The organism is Ruegeria sp. THAF57, from assembly GCF_903914075.1.
Taxonomy (GTDB): Bacteria; Pseudomonadota; Alphaproteobacteria; order Rhodobacterales; family Rhodobacteraceae; genus Ruegeria.
Genome location: NZ_CAIWNQ010000003.1, coordinates 329,611 through 352,291, shown reverse-complemented (window position 1 = coordinate 352,291; position 22,681 = coordinate 329,611). Strand labels below are relative to the sequence as shown.

At 58.4% G+C, this 22,681-nt stretch carries 19 protein-coding genes; 15 read left to right on the top strand and 4 right to left on the bottom strand.

Features of this window, described 5'->3' with window-relative positions; genetic code table 11:
* The first annotated feature begins 83 nt into the window (after positions 1-83).
* The 7 genes from RUESEDTHA_RS09625 (at position 84) to mdoH (ending at position 9,577) form a co-directional block, all read left to right on the top strand.
* Positions 84-542, top strand: a complete 459-nt coding sequence (locus RUESEDTHA_RS09625) for a DUF302 domain-containing protein (RefSeq protein WP_180886536.1) — start codon at positions 84-86, stop codon at positions 540-542.
* Between the two features lie 78 nt (positions 543-620).
* A complete protein-coding gene (locus tag RUESEDTHA_RS09620) occupies positions 621-2,240 on the top strand; it encodes a thiamine pyrophosphate-binding protein (RefSeq protein ID WP_180886535.1) in 1,620 nt (539 codons plus the stop codon).
* Entirely contained in the window at positions 2,227-3,411 is a 1,185-nt protein-coding gene (locus RUESEDTHA_RS09615; RefSeq protein ID WP_180886534.1) for a CaiB/BaiF CoA-transferase family protein, read from the top strand. Before RUESEDTHA_RS09620 ends, RUESEDTHA_RS09615 begins: the two co-directional genes overlap by 14 nt.
* 182 nt (positions 3,412-3,593) lie before the next feature.
* Positions 3,594-4,964: a tetratricopeptide repeat protein gene (locus RUESEDTHA_RS09610; RefSeq protein WP_180886533.1), complete on the top strand. Its 1,371-nt coding sequence runs from the start codon at positions 3,594-3,596 to the stop codon at positions 4,962-4,964.
* Positions 4,965-4,998: 34 nt separating this feature from the next.
* Complete coding sequence (locus tag RUESEDTHA_RS09605) at positions 4,999-6,216, top strand: OpgC family protein (protein ID WP_180886532.1); 1,218 nt, start codon at positions 4,999-5,001, stop codon at positions 6,214-6,216.
* The gene (locus tag RUESEDTHA_RS09600) at positions 6,213-7,712 is read left to right on the top strand and encodes a glucan biosynthesis protein (protein ID WP_180886531.1); all 1,500 of its coding nucleotides are present in this window, start codon (positions 6,213-6,215) and stop codon (positions 7,710-7,712) included. Before RUESEDTHA_RS09605 ends, RUESEDTHA_RS09600 begins: the two co-directional genes overlap by 4 nt.
* Entirely contained in the window at positions 7,709-9,577 is a 1,869-nt protein-coding gene (gene mdoH / locus RUESEDTHA_RS09595) for a glucans biosynthesis glucosyltransferase MdoH (RefSeq protein WP_180886530.1), read from the top strand. The genes RUESEDTHA_RS09600 and mdoH overlap by 4 nt, the downstream gene beginning before the upstream one ends.
* A 10-nt stretch (positions 9,578-9,587) precedes the next feature.
* On the opposite strand, the gene RUESEDTHA_RS09590 is transcribed toward mdoH, so the two are convergent.
* Together RUESEDTHA_RS09590 and RUESEDTHA_RS09585 are read right to left on the bottom strand one after the other, a co-directional pair.
* The gene (locus RUESEDTHA_RS09590) at positions 9,588-10,403 is read right to left on the bottom strand and encodes a PHB depolymerase family esterase (RefSeq protein WP_180886529.1); all 816 of its coding nucleotides are present in this window, start codon (positions 10,401-10,403) and stop codon (positions 9,588-9,590) included.
* A complete protein-coding gene (locus tag RUESEDTHA_RS09585) occupies positions 10,400-10,873 on the bottom strand; it encodes a rhodanese-like domain-containing protein (RefSeq protein ID WP_180886528.1) in 474 nt (157 codons plus the stop codon). The genes RUESEDTHA_RS09590 and RUESEDTHA_RS09585 overlap by 4 nt, the downstream gene beginning before the upstream one ends.
* Positions 10,874-11,095: 222 nt before the next feature.
* Here RUESEDTHA_RS09585 and RUESEDTHA_RS09580 point away from each other — a divergent pair, with 222 nt between their 5' ends.
* The 7 genes from RUESEDTHA_RS09580 to selD are packed head-to-tail and all read left to right on the top strand — an operon-like array spanning position 11,096 to position 19,187.
* Entirely contained in the window at positions 11,096-13,966 is a 2,871-nt protein-coding gene (locus RUESEDTHA_RS09580; protein WP_180886527.1) for a monovalent cation/H+ antiporter subunit A, read from the top strand.
* Complete coding sequence (locus RUESEDTHA_RS09575) at positions 13,966-14,325, top strand: Na+/H+ antiporter subunit C (protein ID WP_171122017.1); 360 nt, start codon at positions 13,966-13,968, stop codon at positions 14,323-14,325. Before RUESEDTHA_RS09580 ends, RUESEDTHA_RS09575 begins: the two co-directional genes overlap by 1 nt.
* Positions 14,322-15,866, top strand: coding sequence for a monovalent cation/H+ antiporter subunit D (locus RUESEDTHA_RS09570; protein ID WP_180886526.1), 1,545 nt, complete (start codon positions 14,322-14,324; stop codon positions 15,864-15,866). The genes RUESEDTHA_RS09575 and RUESEDTHA_RS09570 overlap by 4 nt, the downstream gene beginning before the upstream one ends.
* On the top strand, positions 15,863-16,363 hold the full coding sequence (locus tag RUESEDTHA_RS09565; protein WP_370456782.1) for a Na+/H+ antiporter subunit E: 501 nt from the start codon (positions 15,863-15,865) through the stop codon (positions 16,361-16,363). The genes RUESEDTHA_RS09570 and RUESEDTHA_RS09565 overlap by 4 nt, the downstream gene beginning before the upstream one ends.
* Positions 16,360-16,629, top strand: coding sequence for a K+/H+ antiporter subunit F (locus RUESEDTHA_RS09560; protein WP_171122015.1), 270 nt, complete (start codon positions 16,360-16,362; stop codon positions 16,627-16,629). Before RUESEDTHA_RS09565 ends, RUESEDTHA_RS09560 begins: the two co-directional genes overlap by 4 nt.
* A gap of 7 nt (positions 16,630-16,636) precedes the next feature.
* A complete protein-coding gene (locus tag RUESEDTHA_RS09555) occupies positions 16,637-17,023 on the top strand; it encodes a Na+/H+ antiporter subunit G (RefSeq protein ID WP_171122014.1) in 387 nt (128 codons plus the stop codon).
* Positions 17,024-17,027: 4 nt separating this feature from the next.
* Positions 17,028-19,187, top strand: coding sequence for a selenide, water dikinase SelD (gene selD, locus RUESEDTHA_RS09550; RefSeq protein WP_180886525.1), 2,160 nt, complete (start codon positions 17,028-17,030; stop codon positions 19,185-19,187).
* Here selD and mnmH read toward each other — a convergent pair.
* A complete protein-coding gene (mnmH, locus tag RUESEDTHA_RS09545) occupies positions 19,178-20,230 on the bottom strand; it encodes a tRNA 2-selenouridine(34) synthase MnmH (protein ID WP_180886524.1) in 1,053 nt (350 codons plus the stop codon). The genes selD and mnmH overlap by 10 nt on opposite strands.
* Before the next feature lie 44 nt (positions 20,231-20,274).
* Complete coding sequence (locus RUESEDTHA_RS09540) at positions 20,275-20,940, bottom strand: SOS response-associated peptidase (protein WP_180886876.1); 666 nt, start codon at positions 20,938-20,940, stop codon at positions 20,275-20,277.
* A gap of 54 nt (positions 20,941-20,994) precedes the next feature.
* Between RUESEDTHA_RS09540 and RUESEDTHA_RS09535 the strand changes: the two genes are divergently transcribed.
* Positions 20,995-22,647 carry a sulfotransferase gene (locus RUESEDTHA_RS09535; RefSeq protein ID WP_180886523.1) on the top strand — a complete coding sequence of 551 codons (1,653 nt, stop codon included), beginning with the start codon at positions 20,995-20,997 and terminating at the stop codon, positions 22,645-22,647.
* The last annotated feature ends 34 nt before the right edge of the window (positions 22,648-22,681 follow it).

The window sequence follows — 22,681 nt, the reverse complement described above, 5'->3', positions numbered from 1 at the left end:
GTTTGGAATGCGCGCAGTATTGCGACCGAAACTTGACCTTTTTTCTTGCAAGACGCGTTCCGGTATTTCGTGGGAGACTTATTATGAAAGCTGCATTGTTTGCGTTGGGGTCGCTGGCCTTGCCCGCCTGGGCGGACGACGCACCGTCGGGATGGGCCGTTTTTCCAACGCAGAAATCTTACGAGGAACTGCTGACAGACACAAAAGCCGCCGTGAAGGAAAACGGTTTGATCGTGGTCACTCAGGCCGGGCCGACACAGGCTGCCGCTGCGCGTGGGATCATCATTCCCGGCAACCGGGTCATTGGTGTCTTTAACAATGACTACGCAGTACGCGTTCTTGAAACGTCGGTGAACGCGATGATCGAAGCCCCGATCCGGTTCTATGTGACAGAAAAACCCGATGGCACCGCCACTTTGTCCTACAAGACACCCAGCTTTGTTTTTTCACCCTATCTGCCGGAAGGCGGCGAACCGTTGAGAAACATCGCGGCTGATCTGGATACAAAGTTTCAGTCCATAGCTGAAACCGCAGTCAAATAGTCACACTGGCGTGATCCGCCTTGCGCCCGGGGCCGTCCTCCGCAATCTGCTGTGAGACATTTTCTCGGAGAACGACTGATGCAGGACCTTTCGCCCCGCGCTGCGGACCTTCTGGCCGAACGTCTTTATGAGGCCGGGTGCCGCCACGCCTTTGGCATGCCGGGCGGCGAAGTCCTGACACTGGTGGACGCACTGGAGCAGGCCGGGATCACCTTTCACCTGACCAAACACGAAAACGCAGCAGGCTTCATGGCCGAGGCTGTGCATCACCGCGACGGCGCGCCTGCAATTCTTGTCGCAACCCTCGGCCCCGGCGCGATGAACGGGATCAACGTGGTTGCCAACGCCTTGCAGGACAGGGTGCCCATGATCGTGCTGACCGGATGCGTCGACGCGGACGAGGCGCTGACTTACACCCATCAGGTCATGGATCACGCGCAGGTCTACCACTCGATCACCAAGGGGACCTTTACGCTTACCGCAAAGGGCGCGGATATCATTGCGGACAAGGCCGTGTCGCTGGCCAACCAGCCCCGCCCCGGTCCGGTGCATATTGATGTGCCCATCTCGGTCGCGGACACGCGTGTTTCAGGTGTCAAACGCCGCAGGCTTACCAAACCCGGTGCGGTCGCGCCCGAAGGGAATTGCGTTGAGAAAGCTCGCCGCTGGGTCACCGAGGCCGAACGCCCCATAGCCATTATCGGGCTTGATGTTCTATACGATGACTCGCGCAACGTCGTGCAGGCGTTTCTGGAACATTTCGACATTCCATTCGTCACCACCTACAAGGCCAAGGGCGTCGTCCCCGAAGATCATCCCCTGTGCTTGGGTGGCGCAGGTCTGTCGCCATTGGCCGACAAGCATCTGGTGCCGTTGGTTGAACAGGCTGATCTGGTTTTGTGTCTGGGCTATGATCCAATCGAAATGCGCCCCGGCTGGCGCGAGATTTGGGACCCAGATGAAAAGCGGGTCATTGATATCTCGGCCGTGGTTAATGACCACTACATGCATCAGGCCGGATTGAATCTGGTGGCCGACACAGGGGCTACACTTGAAGCGATTGCCAAGGGCAACCCCGCCCGGAAAACCTGGCCCGGCGGTGAACCGAACAAGGTTAAATCCGCATTGTTACAGGCCTTTCCGACTGATGATGAGTGGGGACCGGCCGCCGTTATTGCGGAAACACGCGCTGCATTGCCGCCGGAAACACTGGCCACGGCAGATAGCGGGGCCCATCGCATCCTTCTAAGCCAGATGTGGGAATGTTCCGAGGAACGTGGGTTGATCCAGTCTTCGGCCCTTTGCACGATGGGGTGCGCCGTGCCGATGGCGATCGGTCTAAAACTGGCAGAGCCCGACCGCCCCGTGATCAGCTTTTCCGGCGACGCCGGATTCCTGATGGTTGCCGGAGAGCTTTCAACAGCTGCCGAAATGGGGGGTAACCCCATTTTTCTCGTCTTCGTGGACGCAAGCCTTGCCCTAATCGAGTTGAAACAGCGGCAACGTCAGATGGGAAACAAAGGTGTGGACTTCGACCGACACGATTTTGCGGCAATGGGTCGGGCATTTGGCGGCATCGGCCACACGGTTCGCACACGTTCCGAATTGCGCGCAGCACTGGACGCGGCGATGGAATCTGACACATTCACTGTGATTGCCGCAGAAATTGACCGTGGAGGCTATGATGGCCGGATCTGAAGGCCCGCTGAAAGGCGTAAAGGTATTGGACCTGTCCCGCATCCTTGCGGGTCCGACTTGCACCCAACTTCTGGGGGATCTGGGCGCCAACGTGATCAAGATCGAGAACCCGGCAACTAAGGGCGACGACACGCGCCAATGGGGGCCACCCTATGTGGCGGACGCCGACGGAAACCCCTCGGATCTGAGCGCGTATTTCATGTCGGCCAACCGCAACAAGAAATCCGTCGCCATAGACATCGCAACAGCCGAGGGTCAGGCCGAGATCAAAAGACTGGCCGCATATGCGGATATCCTGATCGAGAACTTCAAACCCGGGGGGCTAGCGAAATACGGCTTGGATTACAAGGCGTTGTCCAAAGATATTCCCGGCCTCGTCTATTGTTCCATTTCGGGCTACGGGCAGACGGGCCCCAATTCGTCAAAACCCGGCTATGACCTGATGGCGCAAGGCTACGGCGGCATCATGTCCCTGACAGGTGATCCCGAGGGCGCTCCGATGAAGGTGGGTGTGGGCATCGCGGATGTCATGTGCGGGATGTACGCAACTGTTGGCATTCTGGCCGCGCTGCGTCACCGCGATTTGACCGGAGAAGGCCAGCAGATTGACCTTGCGCTTGTGGATGCTCAGATCGCGTGGCTGATCAACGAAGGGGTCAACTACCTGACCTCTGGCGACGTTCCGCAGCGGCGCGGAAATGGCCATCCGAATATCGTGCCTTATGATGTCTATGAAACGTCAGACGGCCACGTCATTCTGGCGGTTGGAAATGACAGCCAGTTCAGGCGTTTCTGTGACTTCGTCGAACGCCCCGAACTGGCCGACGACCCGCGTTTTGCCACGAACCCTTCCCGTCTTGAAAACCGGGATGCGCTGAACGCAATACTTCGCCCCGCCGTTCGATCCGTTGATACTGAAACGGTGATATCCGAGCTTGAAAACCGCAAAGTGCCCGTCGGCCCCGTGCAGACAATGGATCAGGTTTTTGACACCGAACAGGTCGCGGCGCGACAAATGCAGATTGCAATGCAGGCAGATCCAGCCGAGGTGAAACTGATCGGAAATCCGCTCAAATTCTCGCGCACACCGGTTACATATCGTGCCGCGCCGCCGGTCTTTGGGGCGGACACACAGGATGTTCTGAGCGCCGAAAATCCGTTCAACGATTGAAACAGAACGCCGAATTAGGCGGCATGTTGCTGAAACATGCCGTTGAATCGGCGGTTTTTTTCACGTTTTAGGCACACAGCCTTTCACCAATTCGAGAGGTTGGTCGATACTGATACGACGCCGCTAGAGTCTCTGGTAAGTCGAATAGAGCAACATATTCAAAACTGGATCGGACCACGAGCATGAAACAAGACGTTTTCGGACAGATGAACACTCTGAACCACCCGACAAGCGTCGAAGCATGGAACGGGGTGCTTCTTGGGTTCATGGCGCACGCGGCGGTCACCCCGCAGCATCTGGTCGCTGTCCTGGAACTTGAGCCCGACTTTGCGCTGGGTCACGCAGTCAAAGGGTTGTTCATGGTCCTCTTGGGGCGGCGCGAGGTGATGCCTGTTGCAACCGACGCGCTGGTCTCTGCAAAGGCCGCGATGGAGCGTCAGCCAGTCACAGATCGCGAACGTCTTTTTGTTGATGCTTTGGAGCTTTATCTGGCCGATCTGCCTTCGCAGGCTGTACAGAAGTTCGAAGAGGTCCTGCGCGCGCATCCGCAAGATACGCTAGCAATGAAGCTTAGCCATGCCACCCGGTTTATTTTGGGTGACTCCGCCGGGATGCGCCGATCCATCGAAAGGGTAATGCCCGCGTATGAACCTGACCACGCGGGGCGCGGCTATCTGCTGGGCTGCCACTCTTTCGCGTTGGAAGAAACGGGCGCCTATGAAAAAGCCGAGATCGCAGGTCGTCAGGCCTTGTGGATGGCTTCGGACGATGCATGGGGCCTGCACGCCGTCGCACATGTGCATGAGATGACAGGCAATGCACAACTGGGTCTGGACTGGTTGGCCGGGCGCGAGGACGCCTGGACCCATTGCAACAACTTCCGCTACCACGTCTGGTGGCACAAGGCGCTGATGCATCTGGATTTGGGTCAGGTCGATCAGGTGATGGAGTTGTATGACAACTATATCCGTCAGGACAAAACCGACGACTATCGCGACATCTCGAACGCCACCTCGCTGCTATCCCGGCTTGAGCTTGAGGGCGTTAACGTTGGCAACCGCTGGGAAGAACTGGCCGATCTCAGCGCCGCGCGCACCGAGGATGGTTGCCTGATCTTCGCCGATCTGCACTATTTGCTGGCCCTCACTGGCGACAAGCGCCCCGAGGCCACCGGCAAGATGCTGCAACGCATCCAGAAAGACGCCCAGCGCAATCAGGGTGACACCCCGATCCGCATGTCCGATCCGGGGATCGCGGCGGCCAAGGGGCTGGAAGCCTTCGGCGAGGGGCTTTATGGTCAAGCCTTTGATTTCCTGTCCAATGCACGTGACGGAATGCAACTGGCAGGTGGCAGTCACGCGCAACGTGATGTATTCGAGCGCATCACAATTGATTCCGGCCTGCGCGCCGGGCGTCTGGATGCAGTCGAGCGCATTCTGGATGACCGCCGCGCAAAACGGGCCGGTGGCGAGGACAATTACGCCCTTGCGCGCCGCGCATTGATCGACGCGGCCCGCGATGATCGGGATGCACAAAGCGTTCCGGCTGAATAACAAAAACAAAAGACCAAAGAAGGACAGAACACGTATGGCGACAGCATCGCCCGCTTCTGATTTTGCGCCTGTGGCGGCCCAAGCAGCCGCCCCTGCCCGCGTGCGCGACCCGCGCCTGGATTTCTATCGCGGTATCGCGATGTTTATCATTCTGATCGCCCATATCCCAAACGACCCCTGGGCCAAGTGGATCCCCGCGCGGTTCGGGTTCTCGGACGCAACCGAAATTTTTGTGTTCTGCTCGGGCATGGCCTCGGCCATCGCGTTTGGCGGTGCCTTTTTGCGTAAAGGCTGGTGGATGGGCACAGCCCGTGTCGCCTTCCGCATCTGGCAGGTATACTGGGCGCATATCTGCCTGTTCTTCTTCGTGGCAATGTCGATGGCCGCGTTGGATCAGACCGGGCTTTTCGAGAAAACCTACATCTCGTCCCTAAACCTGCAGCATTTCTTCAATGACCCGGCCCCGCAAATGGTAGGGTTGTTCACGCTGACTTACGTGCCGAACTACTTTGACATCTTACCGATGTATCTGGTGGTTCTGGCCCTTATGCCCGTGTTCATGGGCTTGTATCGGATCGGATTTTGGGCCGTTGCCGCCACGTCCATCGCGATCTGGCTCATCGCACAGACGGGTGCGCTGGCTTTGCCCGCCGAACCGTGGTCGGAACGGGAGTGGTTTTTCAACCCCTTTGGATGGCAGTTGTTGTTCTTCACCGGCTTTGCCTTCATGCGTGGCTGGATTCCTGCCCCGCCTGTGTCGAAAACGTTGATCTGGGCAGCGGCGCTATTCCTGATCCTGTCAATGCCTTTCGGGTCTTGGAAAGTGTTCATGTGGATCAATGCGGCAGCCCCTGACCTTGCAGACGAAATCCGAAAAGTCTGGCCCGTCACCAAGGAATTCCGCGACAAGACAGAATTCGGACTTTTCCGTTACATTCACTTCCTATCGCTAGCCTATCTGGGCTGGGTCGTAGCAGGAGAGCACGGCCACCGCCTGATCGCGACCGGGCACGGGGTTGCCGCGCGGGTCTGGCAGTTCTTGTTGACCGTCATCACCAAAGTCGGGCAGCAGTCGCTGGCGGTCTTTGTATTTTCCATGGCAGCAGCACGACTTATCGGCGTCGGACTGGACCTGAGTGGGCGGGATGTTGCCAGCGTGTTTGCCGCCAACATGATTGGCTTTGCCATGATCATCGGCGTCGCTTACACGGCCGCCTGGTTCAAGTCACAACCTTGGAAGTCAAAAAAATGAATTTCACGCGTCGCGCATTTCTGGCCTCAACCTCAGCGCTTGCAATCGCCCCGGCGACCTTTGCGGTAGGTGGTGAAGTTCCATTTCAGCGCGAAGACGTGATCGCGCTTGCCCGTGATCTGGCCAGTCGGCCATTTGCGGAACGGGAAATGGTCCCGCAGGAATGGCAGGACCTGACCTATCAGCAATACCGCTCGATCCGGTTCCGTCTAGATCGCGCGCTGTGGTACGAAACCGAAACGCCGTTTAATGTCGATTTCTTTACCCCCGGCCTTTACTTCCCCCGCACCGTCAAAGTGGCCACGGTCGAGGACGGCATGGCAACTCCGGTCGCTTTCGATCTGTCGATGTTCGACAAGTCCGAAGACGTGCCACAACTGCCCATCGACGATACGTTGGGCTTTTCGGGCCTGCGCCTACGGACCGAGATGCACCGCCCCGGTGAGACAGACGAATTCTGCGTCTGGCAGGGGGCCAGCTATTTTCGCGCCATTGGCCTGCACGAGGTTTACGGCCTGTCCGCGCGCGGCCTTGCCCTGAAAACCGGTGACCCGGATGGCGAGGAGTTCCCGGAATTCATCCGCTTTTGGCTGGAACGCCCTGAACCCGGCCAACGCAACATGGTTGTACACGCCCTGATGGACAGCCCCAGCGTGACCGGTGCCTATCGGTTCAACGTCACCGCCGGTGCGGATTGCGTGATGGATGTCGAAGCCACGCTGTTCCCACGAGAGGACCTGTCTCATGTAGGGATCGCACCAGGCACGTCGATGTTCCTGTTCGATCAGACCAACCACAGCCGCTTTGACGACTTCCGCCCCGCCGTCCACGACAGCGACGGGCTATTGATCCGCAACGGCGCTGGCGAGGTACTGTGGCGGCCGCTGGCCAACCCCACCCGTTTGCAGATTTCCTCTTTCGTCGACATGAACCCGCGCGGTTTCGGCCTGATGCAGCGTAAGCGGGAATTCTCGGACTATGCCGATCTTGAGGCCAATTACCACAAGCGTCCCAGCCTGTGGGTTGAACCAAACGGCGACTGGGGCAAGGGCACAGTGACGCTGGTGGAAATTCCGGCAGATCAAGAGATTTATGACAATATCGTCGCCTATTGGCGCCCGATGGAGCCGTACACGGCAGGCAGTCAGGTCGACCTCTCCTATCGCCTGATCTGGGGTGAAGAACCGCAGCGGACACCGATGCCGCGCGTGATCAACACAGCGATGGGCGACAACACCTTTGGCGATGGCCGTCTGGCTGTCATCGACTTTGAGCCAAGCGAGTTGTTCGATGATCCCGAGGCGATGACCATCTTCGTGGATTCGCCCCACGCCGAAACCTCAGATGGCGTCTTGCAGCGTAACCCTGATACGGGCGGGTTGCGGCTGGCATTCTCGTTCCAACCCGGTGAACGCAACCACGTCGAACTGCGTGCGCAATTGATGAAAGACAAACAACCGGCCTCTGAGGTCTGGCTGTACCGTTGGACCATATGAGCAGCGATTTGCATATCATGCCGCCAGAGACACCTTTGGCGATGCCAGCGCAGAATTTCCGCGCAGGGTTCCGCGATGCGCAAGTCCCGGGTGGCCAGCGTCCTTCGGCTGGCTTCTGGCGTGCGCTTGTGTTCTCGCCCGCAATGGTTGCGACCCTGGGCTTACTATGGGTGATGGCGGACTGGTTTGCGGCCGAAGGGATCAATTTGGTGGAAGGCATCCTTCTAACCCTGATTTCCTTCAATTTCTTCTGGATCGCCTTCACGGTCTGCACTGTTTTGCTGGGCATGGTGTCACTGTCCCGGCAAGAACCGCCGCAACGGCAAGATCGCGCGCAGCCGCTGCGCGTTGCTCTGCTGATGCCTGTCTATAACGAGGTTCCGTGGAATGTTCTGGGGAACGCCCGGACGATGCTGGAAGACCTGCGCGCGCAAGGTGGTCAGCATCACTATGCCATGTTCATCCTGTCCGACACCCGCGATCCCGAAATTGCCGCGCAGGAACAATCCAGTATCGAAGCGTTGCGCACCACGCTCGCGCCGGGGCTGGAACTCTATTACCGTCGGCGTGAACAGAACACGGACCGCAAGGTCGGAAACATTGCCGATTGGGTCAGTCGCTGGGGCGCTGATTGGGACGCAATGCTGGTGCTGGACGCAGACAGCCTGATGACGGGCCAGGCAATCCTGCGCCTGACCGACTCGTTGGCGCGCGACCCCGGCGCGGGCCTGATCCAGAGCTATCCCCAATTGATCGGCGCGCAGTCGGTTTTTGCCCGAATGCAGCAATTCGCCAATGGCGTATATGGCATTGCCTTTGCCGAAGGGCTGGCCCGTTGGTGCGGGCAAGAGGGCAACTATTGGGGTCACAACGCCATTATCCGCACCAAGGCTTTTGCCAATTGCGCGGGTCTGCCAAAACTACGGACGCTCAGCGGTCAGGAAAAGCTGATCATGAGCCACGATTTCGTCGAGGCTGGGTTGATGCGCCGTGCCGGATGGGGCGTGCGGTTTCTGCCGCGCATCCGTGGATCTTACGAAGAAACCCCGCCAACCCTGATTGATCACGCATTGCGAGACAGGCGCTGGTGCCAAGGCAACCTGCAGCACCTGAAACTGTTGGACTCTACCGGGTTTCGGGCCGTATCGCGGTTCCACATGTTCCACGGTGCGGTTGGATACCTGATGTCACCGCTTTGGTTCGCCCTGCTGGTCATGTGGGCGCTTATCGGTCAGGGCGAAGACGCGTCGGTTCTGCATTATTTCAGCCCCGATAACCCTCTGTTCCCCCAATGGCCGGAAATGTCGGAAACCCGTCACGTCCTGATCATCTTGGTCATGTACGCCATGTTGCTGGCCCCCAAGGTGCTTGGCGTTCTGGCCCTGCCCCTAAGCGGCATGCGCTATGCCGAGTTTGGTGGCGGCCCCAAGTTCTTGACCTCATTTCTGGCCGAGGTGGTCCTGTCCATCCTCTATGCCCCGATCCTTATGGTGCAACAGATGACCGCCGTTTTCCGCACAGCTTTTGGCGTGCAAAAGGGCTGGTCCCCGCAGGCGCGGGATGGCGGCAGTTATGGGCTGCGCACATTGATCCTATGCCATGTGCTGGAAACCATCAGCGGCATCGCCCTGAGTGTTGGCATTTTGTCCGGACTTGTGTCGATCTGGCTGGCTCCGATTGCCATTAGCCTTGCGTTCGCCATTCCGTTGTCGGCGCTCAGTGGCGTATCATCAGCACCCGCGCGCCGTATGGTCGGTATGAAAGAGGACATTCAGGAACCCGCAATCACGCGGTCGGCCCGTCGACACCGGGATGAGTTGAAGCGTCTGATCGATGGCAAGGGCGTCATGACACCTGCCGAGTAATGGGCTTTGATCAGCCCCCCGGCAGGCCTTCATACCAGTCAACCATCATATCGGGCCACCCCTTGGGCACATTGTGCCCCCCGGGGAAAAGCGCGAATTCCAACGCGCTGCCGTCGGCGCAACCACTCCAGTGACGGCGCATGAATTGGCCGGTTGTGGAAAAGCCGGTGGGCTTGGTGTCTGCGCATTCGTTGGCTACACGCCATATTTCCAACCCGGCAAAAATGTCGCCCTGATGAAAGCGGCCTCCGCCAAGGATGCGGCCTTCCAGCGGGACGACATTGTCGGTCCAGCCATGCGTGTGGAACATGCGCACCGGTCCCTCGCAGCTTTGGGGATGGGGCCGCCAAAACCCGCCGGATACTGGCACATAGGCCGAAAACGTCTCGGGCGCAGCGCATGCCAGATAGTAGACCATGAAGGCCCCAGCCGAAAACCCGCCCAGAACCACGCGGTCGGCATCAACACCAAACCGGTCCGAAGCGTCCTGTACCACTTCGTTCAGGAATGCGGTCTCGTCCCTGCCTTCCCATCCGGGGAAAAAGTTCCAGCTTTGGCGTCCGTTTCGCTCTGACCCTTCGGGGGCCATGACCGCATAGCCTCGGGCCAGCAGAGGGTCGACCATCCTGCGGTTTTTCAAAGTCCCCGTCGCGGTGCCGCCATAGCCGTGCAGAAAAACCACCAGCGGCGGGTTTTCGGCCTGTGGCATTTCGATGTGGTACCCGCCCGAGGCCGTTTCGCACATCCCGTCCTGATCAGCACAGGCGGCAAGGCCGTTCTGACCCGCAAGCGAAAGGCCAAGTGCCAATGTCACCGTTCGGATCATAGCTGTTCCTTTTCATAGTCAACCAAAGGCAGGCCCGTACGCAGCCAGCCCGGACCCGCAGCGGACCCAAGCATACCTTCAGGAACGTCGATAATGTTTACAAACCCAGCCTCGCTTAGGCGGTTACTCAGCCGGGCTGACCGGACACCACGCGCGCAGATCAAAGCGATTGCCGTGGTCCTGTCGCCGTCGGTCAATTGATCCAACACTTCGACAAAATCCTCCCGGCGCATGTCCAGCGTTGCCGCCCCTTCTCCGACGCCTGTCGCCGCCCATTCACGTGGCGTGCGGATATCAAGCAACAATATCTCACCTGATACAGCCTGTTGGTGCGCGTCCCGAACGCCAAGCTGCCCACCCGCGTAAACCGGAGGGATCAACCGGTATTCGCGAACCGCCAACCCTGTTGCAACGACACCGACCGCGCCAAGCACGACCCATCTGCGTGTTCTACTTGTTTCACCTGCCACGTCGCATTCTCCTCAACCGGCAAGACGGGTTTATCACAGTCCCAGTTTCAATTCCGCGCCGAAAATAGGCGCGCCAATCAAGATCGCGTCATTTTCCCGCACAGAACTTCGCCCTGAATGCAGGGGTAGGACAAAGTGCAAAACTTGCAATAGCTGGACAGTCGGAAATATTTCCTTACAAAATCAGTACCAATTTTGACCGCCCAGACCGGAGTATCGCACTTGTCCCTATTCCTCATCGCGGCCCTTCCCTTTCTCGGCGCTGTGTTTCCAGCCCTTCTTATCAGGGCGGGACGAAACGCAGCTGCATCCGCCGCGGGGCTGACCACGTTTCTGGCCTTGATGGGTTTGCTCATCCATATCCCGTCGGTCATGCGGGGCGATGTCGTGTCCGCTCGGTTTGATTGGATTCCCATTCTTGGACTAAACGCCAATTTCATGCTGGACGGTCTTGGTTTTCTGTTTGCCCTGCTGATCCTGGGCATCGGTCTACTGATCATTCTCTACGCCCGGTTCTACCTGTCACGCGAAGATCCGATGGGGCAGTTCTATACGTACCTGCTGCTGTTTCAGGGCGCGATGGTCGGCATCGTTTTGTCAGACAACGTCCTTCTTCTGCTTATTTTCTGGGAGCTTACGTCGCTAAGTTCATTCCTGCTGATCGGCTATTGGAAACACCTTCCCGAAGGCCGCCAGGGGGCTAGAATGGCGCTGGCGGTAACGGGGTCAGGCGGGCTCGCTATGATCGCGGGGATGCTGATCCTTGGCAATATCGTCGGCTCCTACGACCTGAGCGTCATTCTTCAGAACAAAGAGCTGATCCAGTCGTCGCCACATTATCTGCCTGCGCTGATCCTGATCCTGTTGGGGTGTTTCACCAAGTCGGCCCAATTCCCGTTTCACTTCTGGTTGCCCCATGCGATGGCTGCACCGACACCGGTTTCGGCTTACCTGCATTCTGCCACAATGGTGAAGGCCGGGCTTTTCCTGATGGCGCGAATGTGGCCGGTTCTGGCCGGAACAGATGCGTGGTTCTATATTGTTGCGACAACAGGGTTGGTCACGATGCTGATCGGTGCCTGCATCGCACTGTTCAAAGATGACCTGAAGGCGCTGTTGGCATTTTCCACGGTGTCACACTTGGGGTTGGTCACGATGTTGCTGGGCTTTGGCACCAAGTTCGCAGCCGTCGCCGCCGTGTTCCACATCATCAACCACGCGACGTTCAAGGCCGCGCTGTTCATGACCGCAGGCATTGTCGACCACGAGACCGGAACCCGCGACATCAAGCGGCTTGGCGGTCTGCGAAAGCTGATGCCGATAACATTCACCATCGGAACGATTGCAGCACTGTCGATGGCAGGGCTGCCGCCCCTGAACGGCTTCTTGTCCAAGGAGATGATGCTGGAAGAAACCGTTCACACCACCTGGTTGAACTCACCCTATCTGGTGCCGGGTCTGGCTTTGCTGGCGGCGCTGTTTTCTGCCGCTTATTCATTCCGCTTTGTCAGCCATGTGTTTCTTGGCCCACAGCGGAGCGATTACCCGGCCCATCCACATGATCCTCCGGTCGGGCTATGGCTGGCCCCGGCTTTCCTCGTGGTGCTTGTTGTGCTGATTGGCTTGTATTCTGCGGCCATTGTAGGGCCACTGGTCACCGTCGTATCCAGCGCGGTGATTGGCGGCGAGAAACTGCCCTACTATTCGCTGAAACTGTGGCACGGCTTTACGCCTGCACTTTACATGTCCGTTGTTGCAACGCTGGGCGGTCTGTTCCTGCTGGCCCTTCACCGCCGGGGCGAGCAGCTTTGGAACGCCCTTCCCCGCCCCGAGGCCAAAGCAATCTTTGACAATGTCATTGGCGCATTCACGGTATTCAGCAGGTGGGTCACAGACGGGCTGCATAATGGTGTCATCAGCCGTTACGCCATCATCCTGATCGCCTTCACGCTCGGACTGGGGTACTATGCGTATTCGACCGGGTCGTTGGGGGCCGCGACACGCGAAGCCCTGCCTGCACCACTCATTCCGTTCATCGGTTGGATCTGTCTGGTGGGTGCGACATTGGCGATTATGTGGTTCCACCGTAACCGGTTGCTGTCGCTGGTCCTGATCGGAGTCGTTGGACTGATCGTTTCAATGGCGTTCAACTATCTCTCGGCCCCGGATTTGGCCCTGACGCAGATCTCGGTCGAAGTGGTGACCATGATCCTTCTGCTGCTGTCGCTGAACTTTCTGCCTACGGATACACCATGGGACAGCAGCGCAACGCGGCGTTGGCGGGACGCGGCTATTTCAGTCGTCGCAGGGCTGGGCACTGGCGCGTTGATCTATGCGCTCATGCTGCGTGACTTTGCGTTTCCAACCATTTCCGAGTTCCACCTTGCCAACTCGTACAAAGGAGGCGGAGGCACCAACGTCGTCAACGTGATCCTGGTCGACTTCCGGGGTTTTGATACCTTTGGTGAAATCATTGTGCTGGGGATTGCCGCCCTGATCATCTTTGCGCTGACAGAATCCGTATTGGGGACGAATGTCCGCAGCTATCTGCTGAACCGCAAACCGCACTGGCCGCAATCGGGTGATTCACACCCTCTCATGATGGTAGTTGTGACGCGCATGATGATGCCAATTGCGTTGATGGTGGGGGCCTATATCTTTTTCCGCGGCCACAACCAGCCCGGAGGCGGCTTTATCGCCGGTCTGATCGTCGCCATCGCCTACCTGATGCAATACATGGCCAGCGGGTACACATGGGCCATTGAACGGCAGCGGTTCTATTATCACGGCACAATCGGCTGGGGTGTCCTGATCGCAGCCGCAACGGGTCTGGGTGCGTGGTTCAACGAACGCCCCTTCCTGACCAGCGACTTCGGTTATCTGCACTGGCCACCGCTGGAAGAGTTCGAATGGGCCACGGCGATGCTGTTCGACACAGGCGTTTTCCTGGCGGTTCTGGGCGCCGTCATGCTGGCTTTGGACAGCCTGTCACGGTTTGCCTGGCAGCCCGGAATGGCGCAGGAATTCCCGATGGATATCAACCCGCTGCGGGATAATCCCCCGGAAGAAGAACAAGAAAAGGAGCAAGCCTGATGGAAGCGCTTGTCGCCTCAGCCGTTGGCATCATGACCGCCGCCGGGATTTTCCTGATCCTGCGCCGCAGAACCTTTCCGGTCATTCTGGGCCTCTCCTTGCTGACCTACGCCGTGAACGTCTTCCTGTTTGCCACCGGACGGTTGGCACTGAACGCCCCTGCTGTTCTGAATAAATACGAAGACGTGCCCTATACTGATCCGCTGCCGCAGGCGCTGGTTCTGACAGCCATTGTGATCTCGTTCGGGATGACGGCGGTGATCGTCATGATCTCATTGTCGGCGTATCTGTCGTCTAGGGATGACCATATCGACATGACCGCGCAGGACAGCGTGGATGCGCCGGGAGAAGACGCATGAACCACTGGATCGTTGCGCCGGTCGTCCTTCCTGCGATCCTGGCCCCGTTTATTATCATGGTCCTGCGGTATCATCTGGACCTGCAACGCATCTTCTCGGTCGCCGGGGTGGTTGTTCTGCTGGGGATCGCCCTGACGATTACTGCACAGGCGGCGGGAGGCGACATTCAGGTTTATGAACTGGGCGACTGGCCCGCGCCGTTCGGTATTGTTCTGGTGCTGGACCGCCTGTCGGCCATGATGGTGTTGCTGACCGCCCTGCTGGCGCTGCCCATTGTATTATATGCCATCGCCTCGGGCTGGGACGACCGGGGCAAACATTTCCACGCCTTGTTCCACTTTCAACTGATGGGTGTGTGCGGCGCATTCCTGACTGGCGACGCCTTCAACCTGTTTGTTTTCTTCGAGGTTCTGCTGATCGCCTCTTACGGCTTGATGACCCATGGCGGCGGGGCGGTGCGACTGAAGGCGGGCGTGCAATACGTTGCCTATAACCTGCTGGGATCAACCCTGTTCCTGTTCGCACTGGGAACGCTTTATGCTGTGACCGGCACGCTGAACATGGCGGACATGGCCGTGCGCGTAGCCGAGCTACCGGCCGACGACACGGCCCTGCTGCGGGTCGGCGCGGTGCTGTTGCTGTTGGTGTTCTGTATCAAGGCCGCGGTACTGCCCCTGCATTTCTGGCTACCCGCCAGCTACGCGAACGCCCCTCTGCCTGTCGCCGCGCTGTTTGCAATTATGACCAAGGTCGGAGCCTATTCGATCCTGCGGATGTACACGCTGGGCTTCGGCCCCGAGGTCGAAGCGACGCAAGGACTGGTAGGCGCATGGCTACAACCGGCTGCTCTGGTGACGCTTGCGGTGGGTACGATCGGCATCCTTGGCGCGCAGCATATCGCGCGGATGGTGGCCTTTTGCGCCATCGCGTCTATGGGAACGCTGCTGATTGCCATTTCGTTGTTCACGGAAACCGCCACAACTGCGGCACTGTACTATATCTACCATTCGACCCTAGCGACCGCCCTGCTGTTCCTGGTGGCTGATCTGGTAATGGAACGTCGCGGCGGAGCGATTGCCCCCACGCGGCCGATGCCGCAGAGCGGGTTGATTTCAGCCCTGTTCTTTGTCGGGGCCATCGCGTTGGCAGGGATGCCGCCGCTATCAGGCTTTGTCGGCAAATTGTTGGTTCTGGACGCCGCGCGGGATGCACGGGACGCAAACGCAATCTGGGCGGTAGTCCTGATCGGCTCATTTGTCACGATTGTCGGTCTGGCGCGGGCCGGGTCGCTGATCTTTTGGAAAAGTCATGACGCCCAGCACAACGCGGAAGCGGACCAGGAAGGCGCAGACGAGGGAGACACTGTACCGGCGCCAGAACCGCAACCCGGCCTCGCCTTCACCGCCGTCTTTACGCTTGTTCTTGGCCTTGTCATGCTGACGCTGTTCGCTGGTCCCGCATTGCAATACGCCAGCAGCACGGCCCAGCAATTGTTTACCCCGGAAGACTATATCTCAGCCGTATTGGGAGGCGAAGAATGATAAGACTCCTGCACCGGATATTTCCGCACCCTCATCTGACGTTTCTTTTGACGGTTGTGTGGGTTCTGCTGGCGAACGAACCTTCGCTGAACTCGTTGGTCTTCGGCCTGATTTTAGGGATTATCATCCCATTCGTCACGCAACCCTACTGGCCGGATCGCCCGAAACTGCGAAATTGGCCCATGGTGGTTGAATACATTCTGGTCGTGCTTTGGGATATCGTCGTGGCCAATGTCACAGTCGCCCGGATCATCCTGTTCAAACGCGATGCAGACCGGAAACCCAATTGGATCAGCGTTCCGCTGGAGCTACGCACGCCCGAGGCCATAACCGTTCTGGCCGGCACCATTACAATGACACCGGGCACGGTCAGCAGCGATCTGTCAGCGCAAGGTCATTGCCTTTTGGTTCATTGCCTGGACGCCCCAGACCCCGAGGCGGTGCGCGATCAAATCAAGCAGCGCTATGAACGCCGGCTCAAGGAGATTTTCGAATGATCGACTACGCCATCTGGTTTGCCTTTGCGTGTTTCGGAACCGCCATCATGATGTGCCTTTGGCGGATCATCACAGCAGACGGCGTCGGCACCCGTGTGCTGGCGCTGGATACGATGGTGATCAACACCATCGCCCTTCTGATCCTGTATGGCCTATCCTTGGGGACCGAGATCTTTTTCGAATCCGCCATGATCATTGCCATGCTAGGGTTCGTCTCAACCGTGGCTTACGCGCGTTTCATGTTGCGCGGCAACATTATCGAGTGAGGGCGACATGGCATTCATTTTCGAATTTTTGATCGCCTTCTTTCTAGTCGTCTCGGGGATTTTCGGCTTCGTGGGCTCGTATGGGATGATCAAACTGAAAGACCCGATGTCGCGCCTTCATGCGCCGACCAAAGCTACGACTCTGGGGGTGGGCGGCGTTCTTGTGGCTTCGATCATCCATTCGGTTTTGATTGAAAATCATCTGTCCCTGCATGAGCTGTTGATCACGCTGTTCTTGTTCCTGACAGCCCCGATCACGGCCCTGTTCATTGCAAAGTGGCACATTCACCGCCATGAAAAACCCGAGAACCTGCCAGACGCGGGCGAGGACGGGCTTTGGGCCACCCACGCCGTCGAACAGGTCGAAGACGTACCGGACCATACGGCGAACTAGCGAAATGAATACACCTCCGCTGCCCCTGACCCGCGATCTGGTTCTTATTGGCGGCGGTCACACCCACGCGCTGCTGCTGCGTAAATGGGGGATGAACCCGCTGCCGGGCGCTCGGGTCACAGTGATCAACCCCGGCCCGACCGCACCGTATTCGGGCATGTTGCCAGGGTTTGTCGCCGGGCATTATGACAGGCACGAGTTGAATATCGATCTGGTCAAGCTGGCCCGGTTCGCAGGTGCGCGCATCGTTCTGGGGGGTGTGGACGGTATCGACCTGTATGACCGACATGTGCATGTGCCCGGACGCCCTCCGATCGCGTTTGACGTGGCTTCGGTCAACGTGGGCATCACCTCGGACATGCCGCGGCTTGCGGGCTTTGCCGAACATGCGACCCCAGCCAAACCGCTGGGGCCGTTTGCCGCAAAATGGGGCGATTTTGTCGACCAAAGCGGCCCTGCTGAGGTGGTCGTTATTGGCGGCGGTATTGCGGGCGTCGAACTGGTCATGGCAATGGCCCATGCCCTGAAGTCCCGAAACCGACCCGCGCAGGTCACGTTGATCGACAATGCCCAAGCCCTGACCGCTACGCAGGACAAAGCCGCATCAACGATAAGGCGCTCGATGTCCGGCCTTGGCGTTGAAGTCATCGAAGGCGCGACCATCACCCGAATTACAAACGATCATGTGCTGCTGGAGGACGGGCGTCAGATTCCGGCGGACTTTGTAACCGGTGCCGCCGGCGCCCGCGCCCATGAGTGGATCGCCCGAACAGGGCTGGATTTGCAGGACGGCTTTATTCAGGTCGACGGGCACCTTCAATCCAGTGACCCGGCTGTCTTTGCGGCCGGGGATTGCGCGCATCTGACCGAAAGCCCAAGACCCAAGGCAGGCGTTTATGCGGTAAGAGAAGCCCCCATTCTTTTCAACAACTTGCGCGCAGCCCTTGGCGCGGGAAAACTGCGCCGGTATGTCCCGCAAAAGGACTACCTGAAACTCGTGTCTTTGGGCGGAAAGTCCGCGCTGGCCGAACGTCTGGGCACCTCGTTCAGTGGTGCGTTGATGTGGAAATGGAAGGACCACATTGACCAGACATTCATGAACAAATTCCGCAACCTGCCTCAGATGGCGCAACCAGCGCTGCCCCGCGACCACGCCGCTGGGTTGGACAGCGCGATCGGTGACAAACCTATGTGCGGGGGGTGTGGCGCAAAGATCGGGCGGGGCGCGTTGCAGGACGCCCTGCGCAACCTGCCCAAACCCGACCGCGCAGATGTGACGCCGTTGCCCAATGACGACGCCGCCCTTCTGCTAACCGGAAACGCGCGACAGGTCATGACATCGGATCACCTGCGCGGTTTCACACTCGACCCGGTCCTGATGACACGGATCGCCGCCGTGCACGCCCTTGGTGATATCTGGGCGATGGGGGCCGCACCGCAGGCAGCGACTGCAACGATCATCTTGCCACGGATGTCGCCTGACTTGCAGCACCGCACGATGATCGAAGTCATGACGACAGCCAACGACGTTATCCGTTCAGCCGGAGCTGAAATTGTCGGTGGTCACAGTTCCATGGGGGACGAATTGACTATTGGTTTCACCCTGACCGGCCTGTGTGAGCGCGACCCGATCACGCTTGCCGGTGCGCGGCCCGGTGACGCCCTAATCCTGACTAAACCATTGGGCAGCGGCGTCCTGATGGCCGCTGAAATGGCTGGCGCGGCGGACGGAGCGTGGATCACCAAGGCATTTCAACAGATGGTCCAGCCGCAGGATGCAGCTTCGCGCATTCTAGCCGACGCCCATGCCATGACGGACGTAACCGGGTTTGGCCTCGCAGGGCACCTATTGGGTATCTGCGAAGCATCAGGCTGCGGGGCAACCCTTGACCCCGATGCAATCCCGATCATGACCGGCGCACTTGAACTGAGCGAAGGCGGCGTCAGATCCACGCTGTTCAATGACAATCGCGCGCTGGCGCCCGAATTGCCCTCCGGCGGCAGGATCGACCTGTTGTTTGACCCACAAACCGCCGGGGGTTTATTGGCTGTCGTTTCCCCGGATCACGCTCATCAAACCTGTACAGCCCTGCACAAGGCGGGATACCCCGCAGTTGTTATTGGTCAAATGACGGATACACCGGGCCTGCGCCTTCAAAGCTGATCCAAAACGCGCCGAATCTGTACCGCCGCGCTGTCCAACCCCGCGTCGTCCAACCTGAGAACATCGACATTGGCGATGACCGGCGCTTTGCGCGCCCGGCTGGACTTGGCATAAGCCGGGTCATAGTGCTGCTCCATCAAGGCGCGGGTCAGAGCTTTCTTGTCGCCTGCTTCGATCAACGACAGCCAACCATCCACAGTTTCGTGCCCCCGGTGAAACCGGAGCGGAGATAGCCGATCCCGCAACCTGTCACTGTCTGACAATACGTCGTCATAGGCCGACACCAGATAGGCCGAGCGTGCCTCAATCGGGGCAGCAACCTGAATACGCGGCGCGTTTCGAAGCGCAGACCAGATGGTTGGAGGCAGGATCAACGACCCGATTTTCGAAGACTCAGCTTCCACCACGACCGGACGGGCTGGGTCCAGCAGGCACAAACGGGCTGCCAACGCGGATTCGAAGGCCTTCTGGCTGGGCTGTCCTCCGGGCATTTCACCCAACAATGACCCCCGGTGATTTGCCAGCCCTTCAAGATCGAGCACCTGAACGCCACACGCTCCGAGCTTGGCCAACAATTCTGTCTTTGCGGTGCCCGTATACCCGTCCAGCGCAATCAACCGATGGGGCAACGGGTCATCGTACAGGTAACGGTTCACCAACCTGCGATAGGTGCGATAGCCGCCCTCGACAACTTCGGCGCGCCAGCCGATTTGCTGCAACATCCAGGTGAACGACCCTGACCTCTGCCCGCCGCGCCAGCAATAGACCAAGGGCTTCCACCCTCCTTCGTGGTGGGACAGGCTGCGTTCGATGTGGTTCGCCGCATTCCGAAACACCAATGCCGCGCCCAGCTTTCGCGCCAGAAAGGGGCTTTGCTGAACGTATATCGTGCCGACCCTTGCGCGTTCTTCATTGTCCAGCACCGGCAGGTTTATTGCACCGGGCAAATGATCTTCGGCAAATTCCGCCGGGCTGCGCACGTCGATCACCGTATCGAATCCATGCCCATAAAGTTCGGGAAGTTTGGAAAATTTCAGAACCATGTCAGCGGTCTAACCCGCCCCGCCCAGTTTGGAAAGAACAGCGATCACGCATCGACAGGCTCAATCAGATCGGGGCCAGATGCCCGGTTGGAATTCACCACCGGGTCCACCCGGTGAAAGCTCAGAACATCTTCGGCCCCCGGTTGCATCAATCGCGCGGCCCCCTTTCCAGCTTCGCCCAACCACAAAGGCCAGTCGTCCTGCTCAAGGATCAGGGGCATTCGGTGATGGATCGCGCTCAGGTGTTTGTTGGCAGGAGTTGTGACGATTGCGCAGGTCCCCTGCCGCGCGCCCTCTGCCCCCCAGTCTTGCCAGACACCGGCAAAGGCAATGGGCGCGCCATCATTGCGTTGAATGTACCAAGGCAGCCGATCACCCTGATCCGTCTTGGTCCATTCGTAAAACCCGGTGGCCACGATCAGGCATCGCCGCTCGCGGCAGGCTGCACGAAAAGCGGGCTTCTCGGCCAGTGTTTCCGCCCGCGCGTTGATCAGCAAAGGACCAGCGGTTGCCGTCTTGTACCAATGCGGCAGAAACCCCCATCGCAGCGGGTCCAGCGTGCGGCCTGTGTCACTGGCCCGCACCACATGCACCTGATTTGTCGGGCAAACATTAAAGTTGGGCACGGCAGGCAACGTATTGGCAGGCCGGGCCGCAAAAAGCTGCGCCATTGCGTCGTTGGGAAGAGTTATTGCAAACCGTCCGCACATGGGTAATGAACCATCAACAGTATTTCCTACAGGCACAGGTTCTCACGGGGTCATATGCAAAATCAAACAGCAAGTTCCCTGAAAAGTAAGGCGCTGTCGGCCCTAGACGCAGGCAAGCTGCAGCAAGCATTGAAAAAAGCGCAGTTGGGCCTCAAGAAGTTCCCAAAAGACACGGATTTTCACGCCATTTCCGGCTTTGTCCTGACCGAGATGAAGCAGTATCGGAAGTCGATACCACATTTCATCGAAGCCTCGCGGATGAAACCGGACGATCCGCAATTTGTCGAAAACCTTGCCAACGCGCTGATGCAAACCGGTCAAATTCCCAAGGCGCTGGAATTTGCTGAACAAAAGCTTGAGAAGTTCCCCAACAACAAGGAACTGACCCGCGTCATCGACGAAATCCAGCAAAAGGGCAGCAACTGGCGTCTGATCATCGACTATACTTCCAGAAAGCTGGCCTCGGACCCGGATAACCCCGGTCTTTTGTCGGCGCGTGCACGGGCCTATGGGCGCATATCGTTTGTCGAAGACAGCGCGCGCGACATTACCCGGGCTTATGCGCTGGATCCTGAAAATCACAATGTTGCGTTTCAGATGGCCGTTAACCTGCATCAAAGCGGCGACAAGGCGGGGTCGAAAGAAATTATGCAGCGGATTCTGACCGAAGAGCCCGGGCATGTGGCGACGCTGTTCCAACTTTCAACTATGGCGAACGCGGAAACCGCGCCAGACCTGATGCCAGCAGTTGAAGCCGCCCGCAAAACAAATGAGCATGAACTTTCAGAGTTGGAATTCGCTAAGGCCGAGCTGATCTCAAAGACCGAAGGGTTGGGCGCCGCGCTTCCTCAATTTGCGCGGGCCAATGCGGTGCAGCACGAAGCAAACCCGTATGATTTCCAGGCAGAAGAAGAAAAGCTGACGCAGATCACGGACCTGTTCCCCATTGGGGTCGATCCGATCCTGGCTGACCTTTCGGAATCCCCCAAACCCATTTTCGTTCTGGGCCAACCCCGTTCCGGCACCACGTTGATGGAAATGATGCTGAGTTCTGACCCCGAAATCGCGGGGTGCGGAGAGCTTACAATTACCGGCGACCTGTCTCAGGCCCATTTGAAAACCGGTAAACGGTTCGGCGAAAAAGAGGCGGCGGAATTTGCGCGGGAATTCCGCAAGTTGATGCCGCCAATCCCTGACGACTCAGTCGCGTTTGTCGATAAGATGCCGCATAACTTTCAGCGCGCGGGTTTCCTTCTGTCGGCCTTCCCCAATGCCAAAGTCATCAACATGCTGCGCGATCCGCGCGACGTTGGTCTGTCCAAATGGATCAGAAGGTTCCCTGCTGGCGGGATGCGCTATGCCTCGAACCTTGAGGCAATTGCCCACACAGCGAACCTGTACCGTCGTTATATGACACATTGGACCGCTGTGTTTGGCGACAGAATTTTGACAGTCCCTTACGAAAAGCTGGTCGCCGACCCCAAGACGTACAGCCAGCAGGTTGCCGAATTCTGTGACATCAAGTGGTCCGAAACCATGATGCACCCTGAAAAGAACACCAAACAGGTCAGAACGGCCAGTATCGACCAAGTGCGTAAGAAAATTTCGACCAAGTCCATTGGCGGTTGGCGCGACGTTTCAGAGCATCTTCAACCGATGCTGCAAGGGTTCGATCCAGAGCTTTGGCCAGAATACGATTTCAGCTAACCGGTCTGAAATAAAATAGGCCGCATCGACTGAT

What these genes read in the sequence shown, in the direction of transcription:
- RUESEDTHA_RS09625 (WP_180886536.1), top strand. Translation starts at nt 84, where the DNA reads ATGAAAGCTGCATTGTTTGCGTTGGGGTCGCTGGCCTTGCCCGCCTGG.
- RUESEDTHA_RS09620 (WP_180886535.1), top strand. Translation starts at nt 621, where the DNA reads ATGCAGGACCTTTCGCCCCGCGCTGCGGACCTTCTGGCCGAACGTCTT.
- RUESEDTHA_RS09615 (WP_180886534.1), top strand. Translation starts at nt 2,227, where the DNA reads ATGGCCGGATCTGAAGGCCCGCTGAAAGGCGTAAAGGTATTGGACCTG.
- RUESEDTHA_RS09610 (WP_180886533.1), top strand. Translation starts at nt 3,594, where the DNA reads ATGAAACAAGACGTTTTCGGACAGATGAACACTCTGAACCACCCGACA.
- RUESEDTHA_RS09605 (WP_180886532.1), top strand. Translation starts at nt 4,999, where the DNA reads ATGGCGACAGCATCGCCCGCTTCTGATTTTGCGCCTGTGGCGGCCCAA.
- RUESEDTHA_RS09600 (WP_180886531.1), top strand. Translation starts at nt 6,213, where the DNA reads ATGAATTTCACGCGTCGCGCATTTCTGGCCTCAACCTCAGCGCTTGCA.
- mdoH (WP_180886530.1), top strand. Translation starts at nt 7,709, where the DNA reads ATGAGCAGCGATTTGCATATCATGCCGCCAGAGACACCTTTGGCGATG.
- RUESEDTHA_RS09590 (WP_180886529.1), bottom strand. Translation starts at nt 10,403, where the DNA reads ATGATCCGAACGGTGACATTGGCACTTGGCCTTTCGCTTGCGGGTCAG.
- RUESEDTHA_RS09575 (WP_171122017.1), top strand. Translation starts at nt 13,966, where the DNA reads ATGGAAGCGCTTGTCGCCTCAGCCGTTGGCATCATGACCGCCGCCGGG.
- RUESEDTHA_RS09570 (WP_180886526.1), top strand. Translation starts at nt 14,322, where the DNA reads ATGAACCACTGGATCGTTGCGCCGGTCGTCCTTCCTGCGATCCTGGCC.
- RUESEDTHA_RS09565 (WP_370456782.1), top strand. Translation starts at nt 15,863, where the DNA reads ATGATAAGACTCCTGCACCGGATATTTCCGCACCCTCATCTGACGTTT.
- RUESEDTHA_RS09560 (WP_171122015.1), top strand. Translation starts at nt 16,360, where the DNA reads ATGATCGACTACGCCATCTGGTTTGCCTTTGCGTGTTTCGGAACCGCC.
- RUESEDTHA_RS09555 (WP_171122014.1), top strand. Translation starts at nt 16,637, where the DNA reads ATGGCATTCATTTTCGAATTTTTGATCGCCTTCTTTCTAGTCGTCTCG.
- selD (WP_180886525.1), top strand. Translation starts at nt 17,028, where the DNA reads ATGAATACACCTCCGCTGCCCCTGACCCGCGATCTGGTTCTTATTGGC.
- mnmH (WP_180886524.1), bottom strand. Translation starts at nt 20,230, where the DNA reads ATGGTTCTGAAATTTTCCAAACTTCCCGAACTTTATGGGCATGGATTC.
- RUESEDTHA_RS09540 (WP_180886876.1), bottom strand. Translation starts at nt 20,940, where the DNA reads ATGTGCGGACGGTTTGCAATAACTCTTCCCAACGACGCAATGGCGCAG.
- RUESEDTHA_RS09535 (WP_180886523.1), top strand. Translation starts at nt 20,995, where the DNA reads ATGCAAAATCAAACAGCAAGTTCCCTGAAAAGTAAGGCGCTGTCGGCC.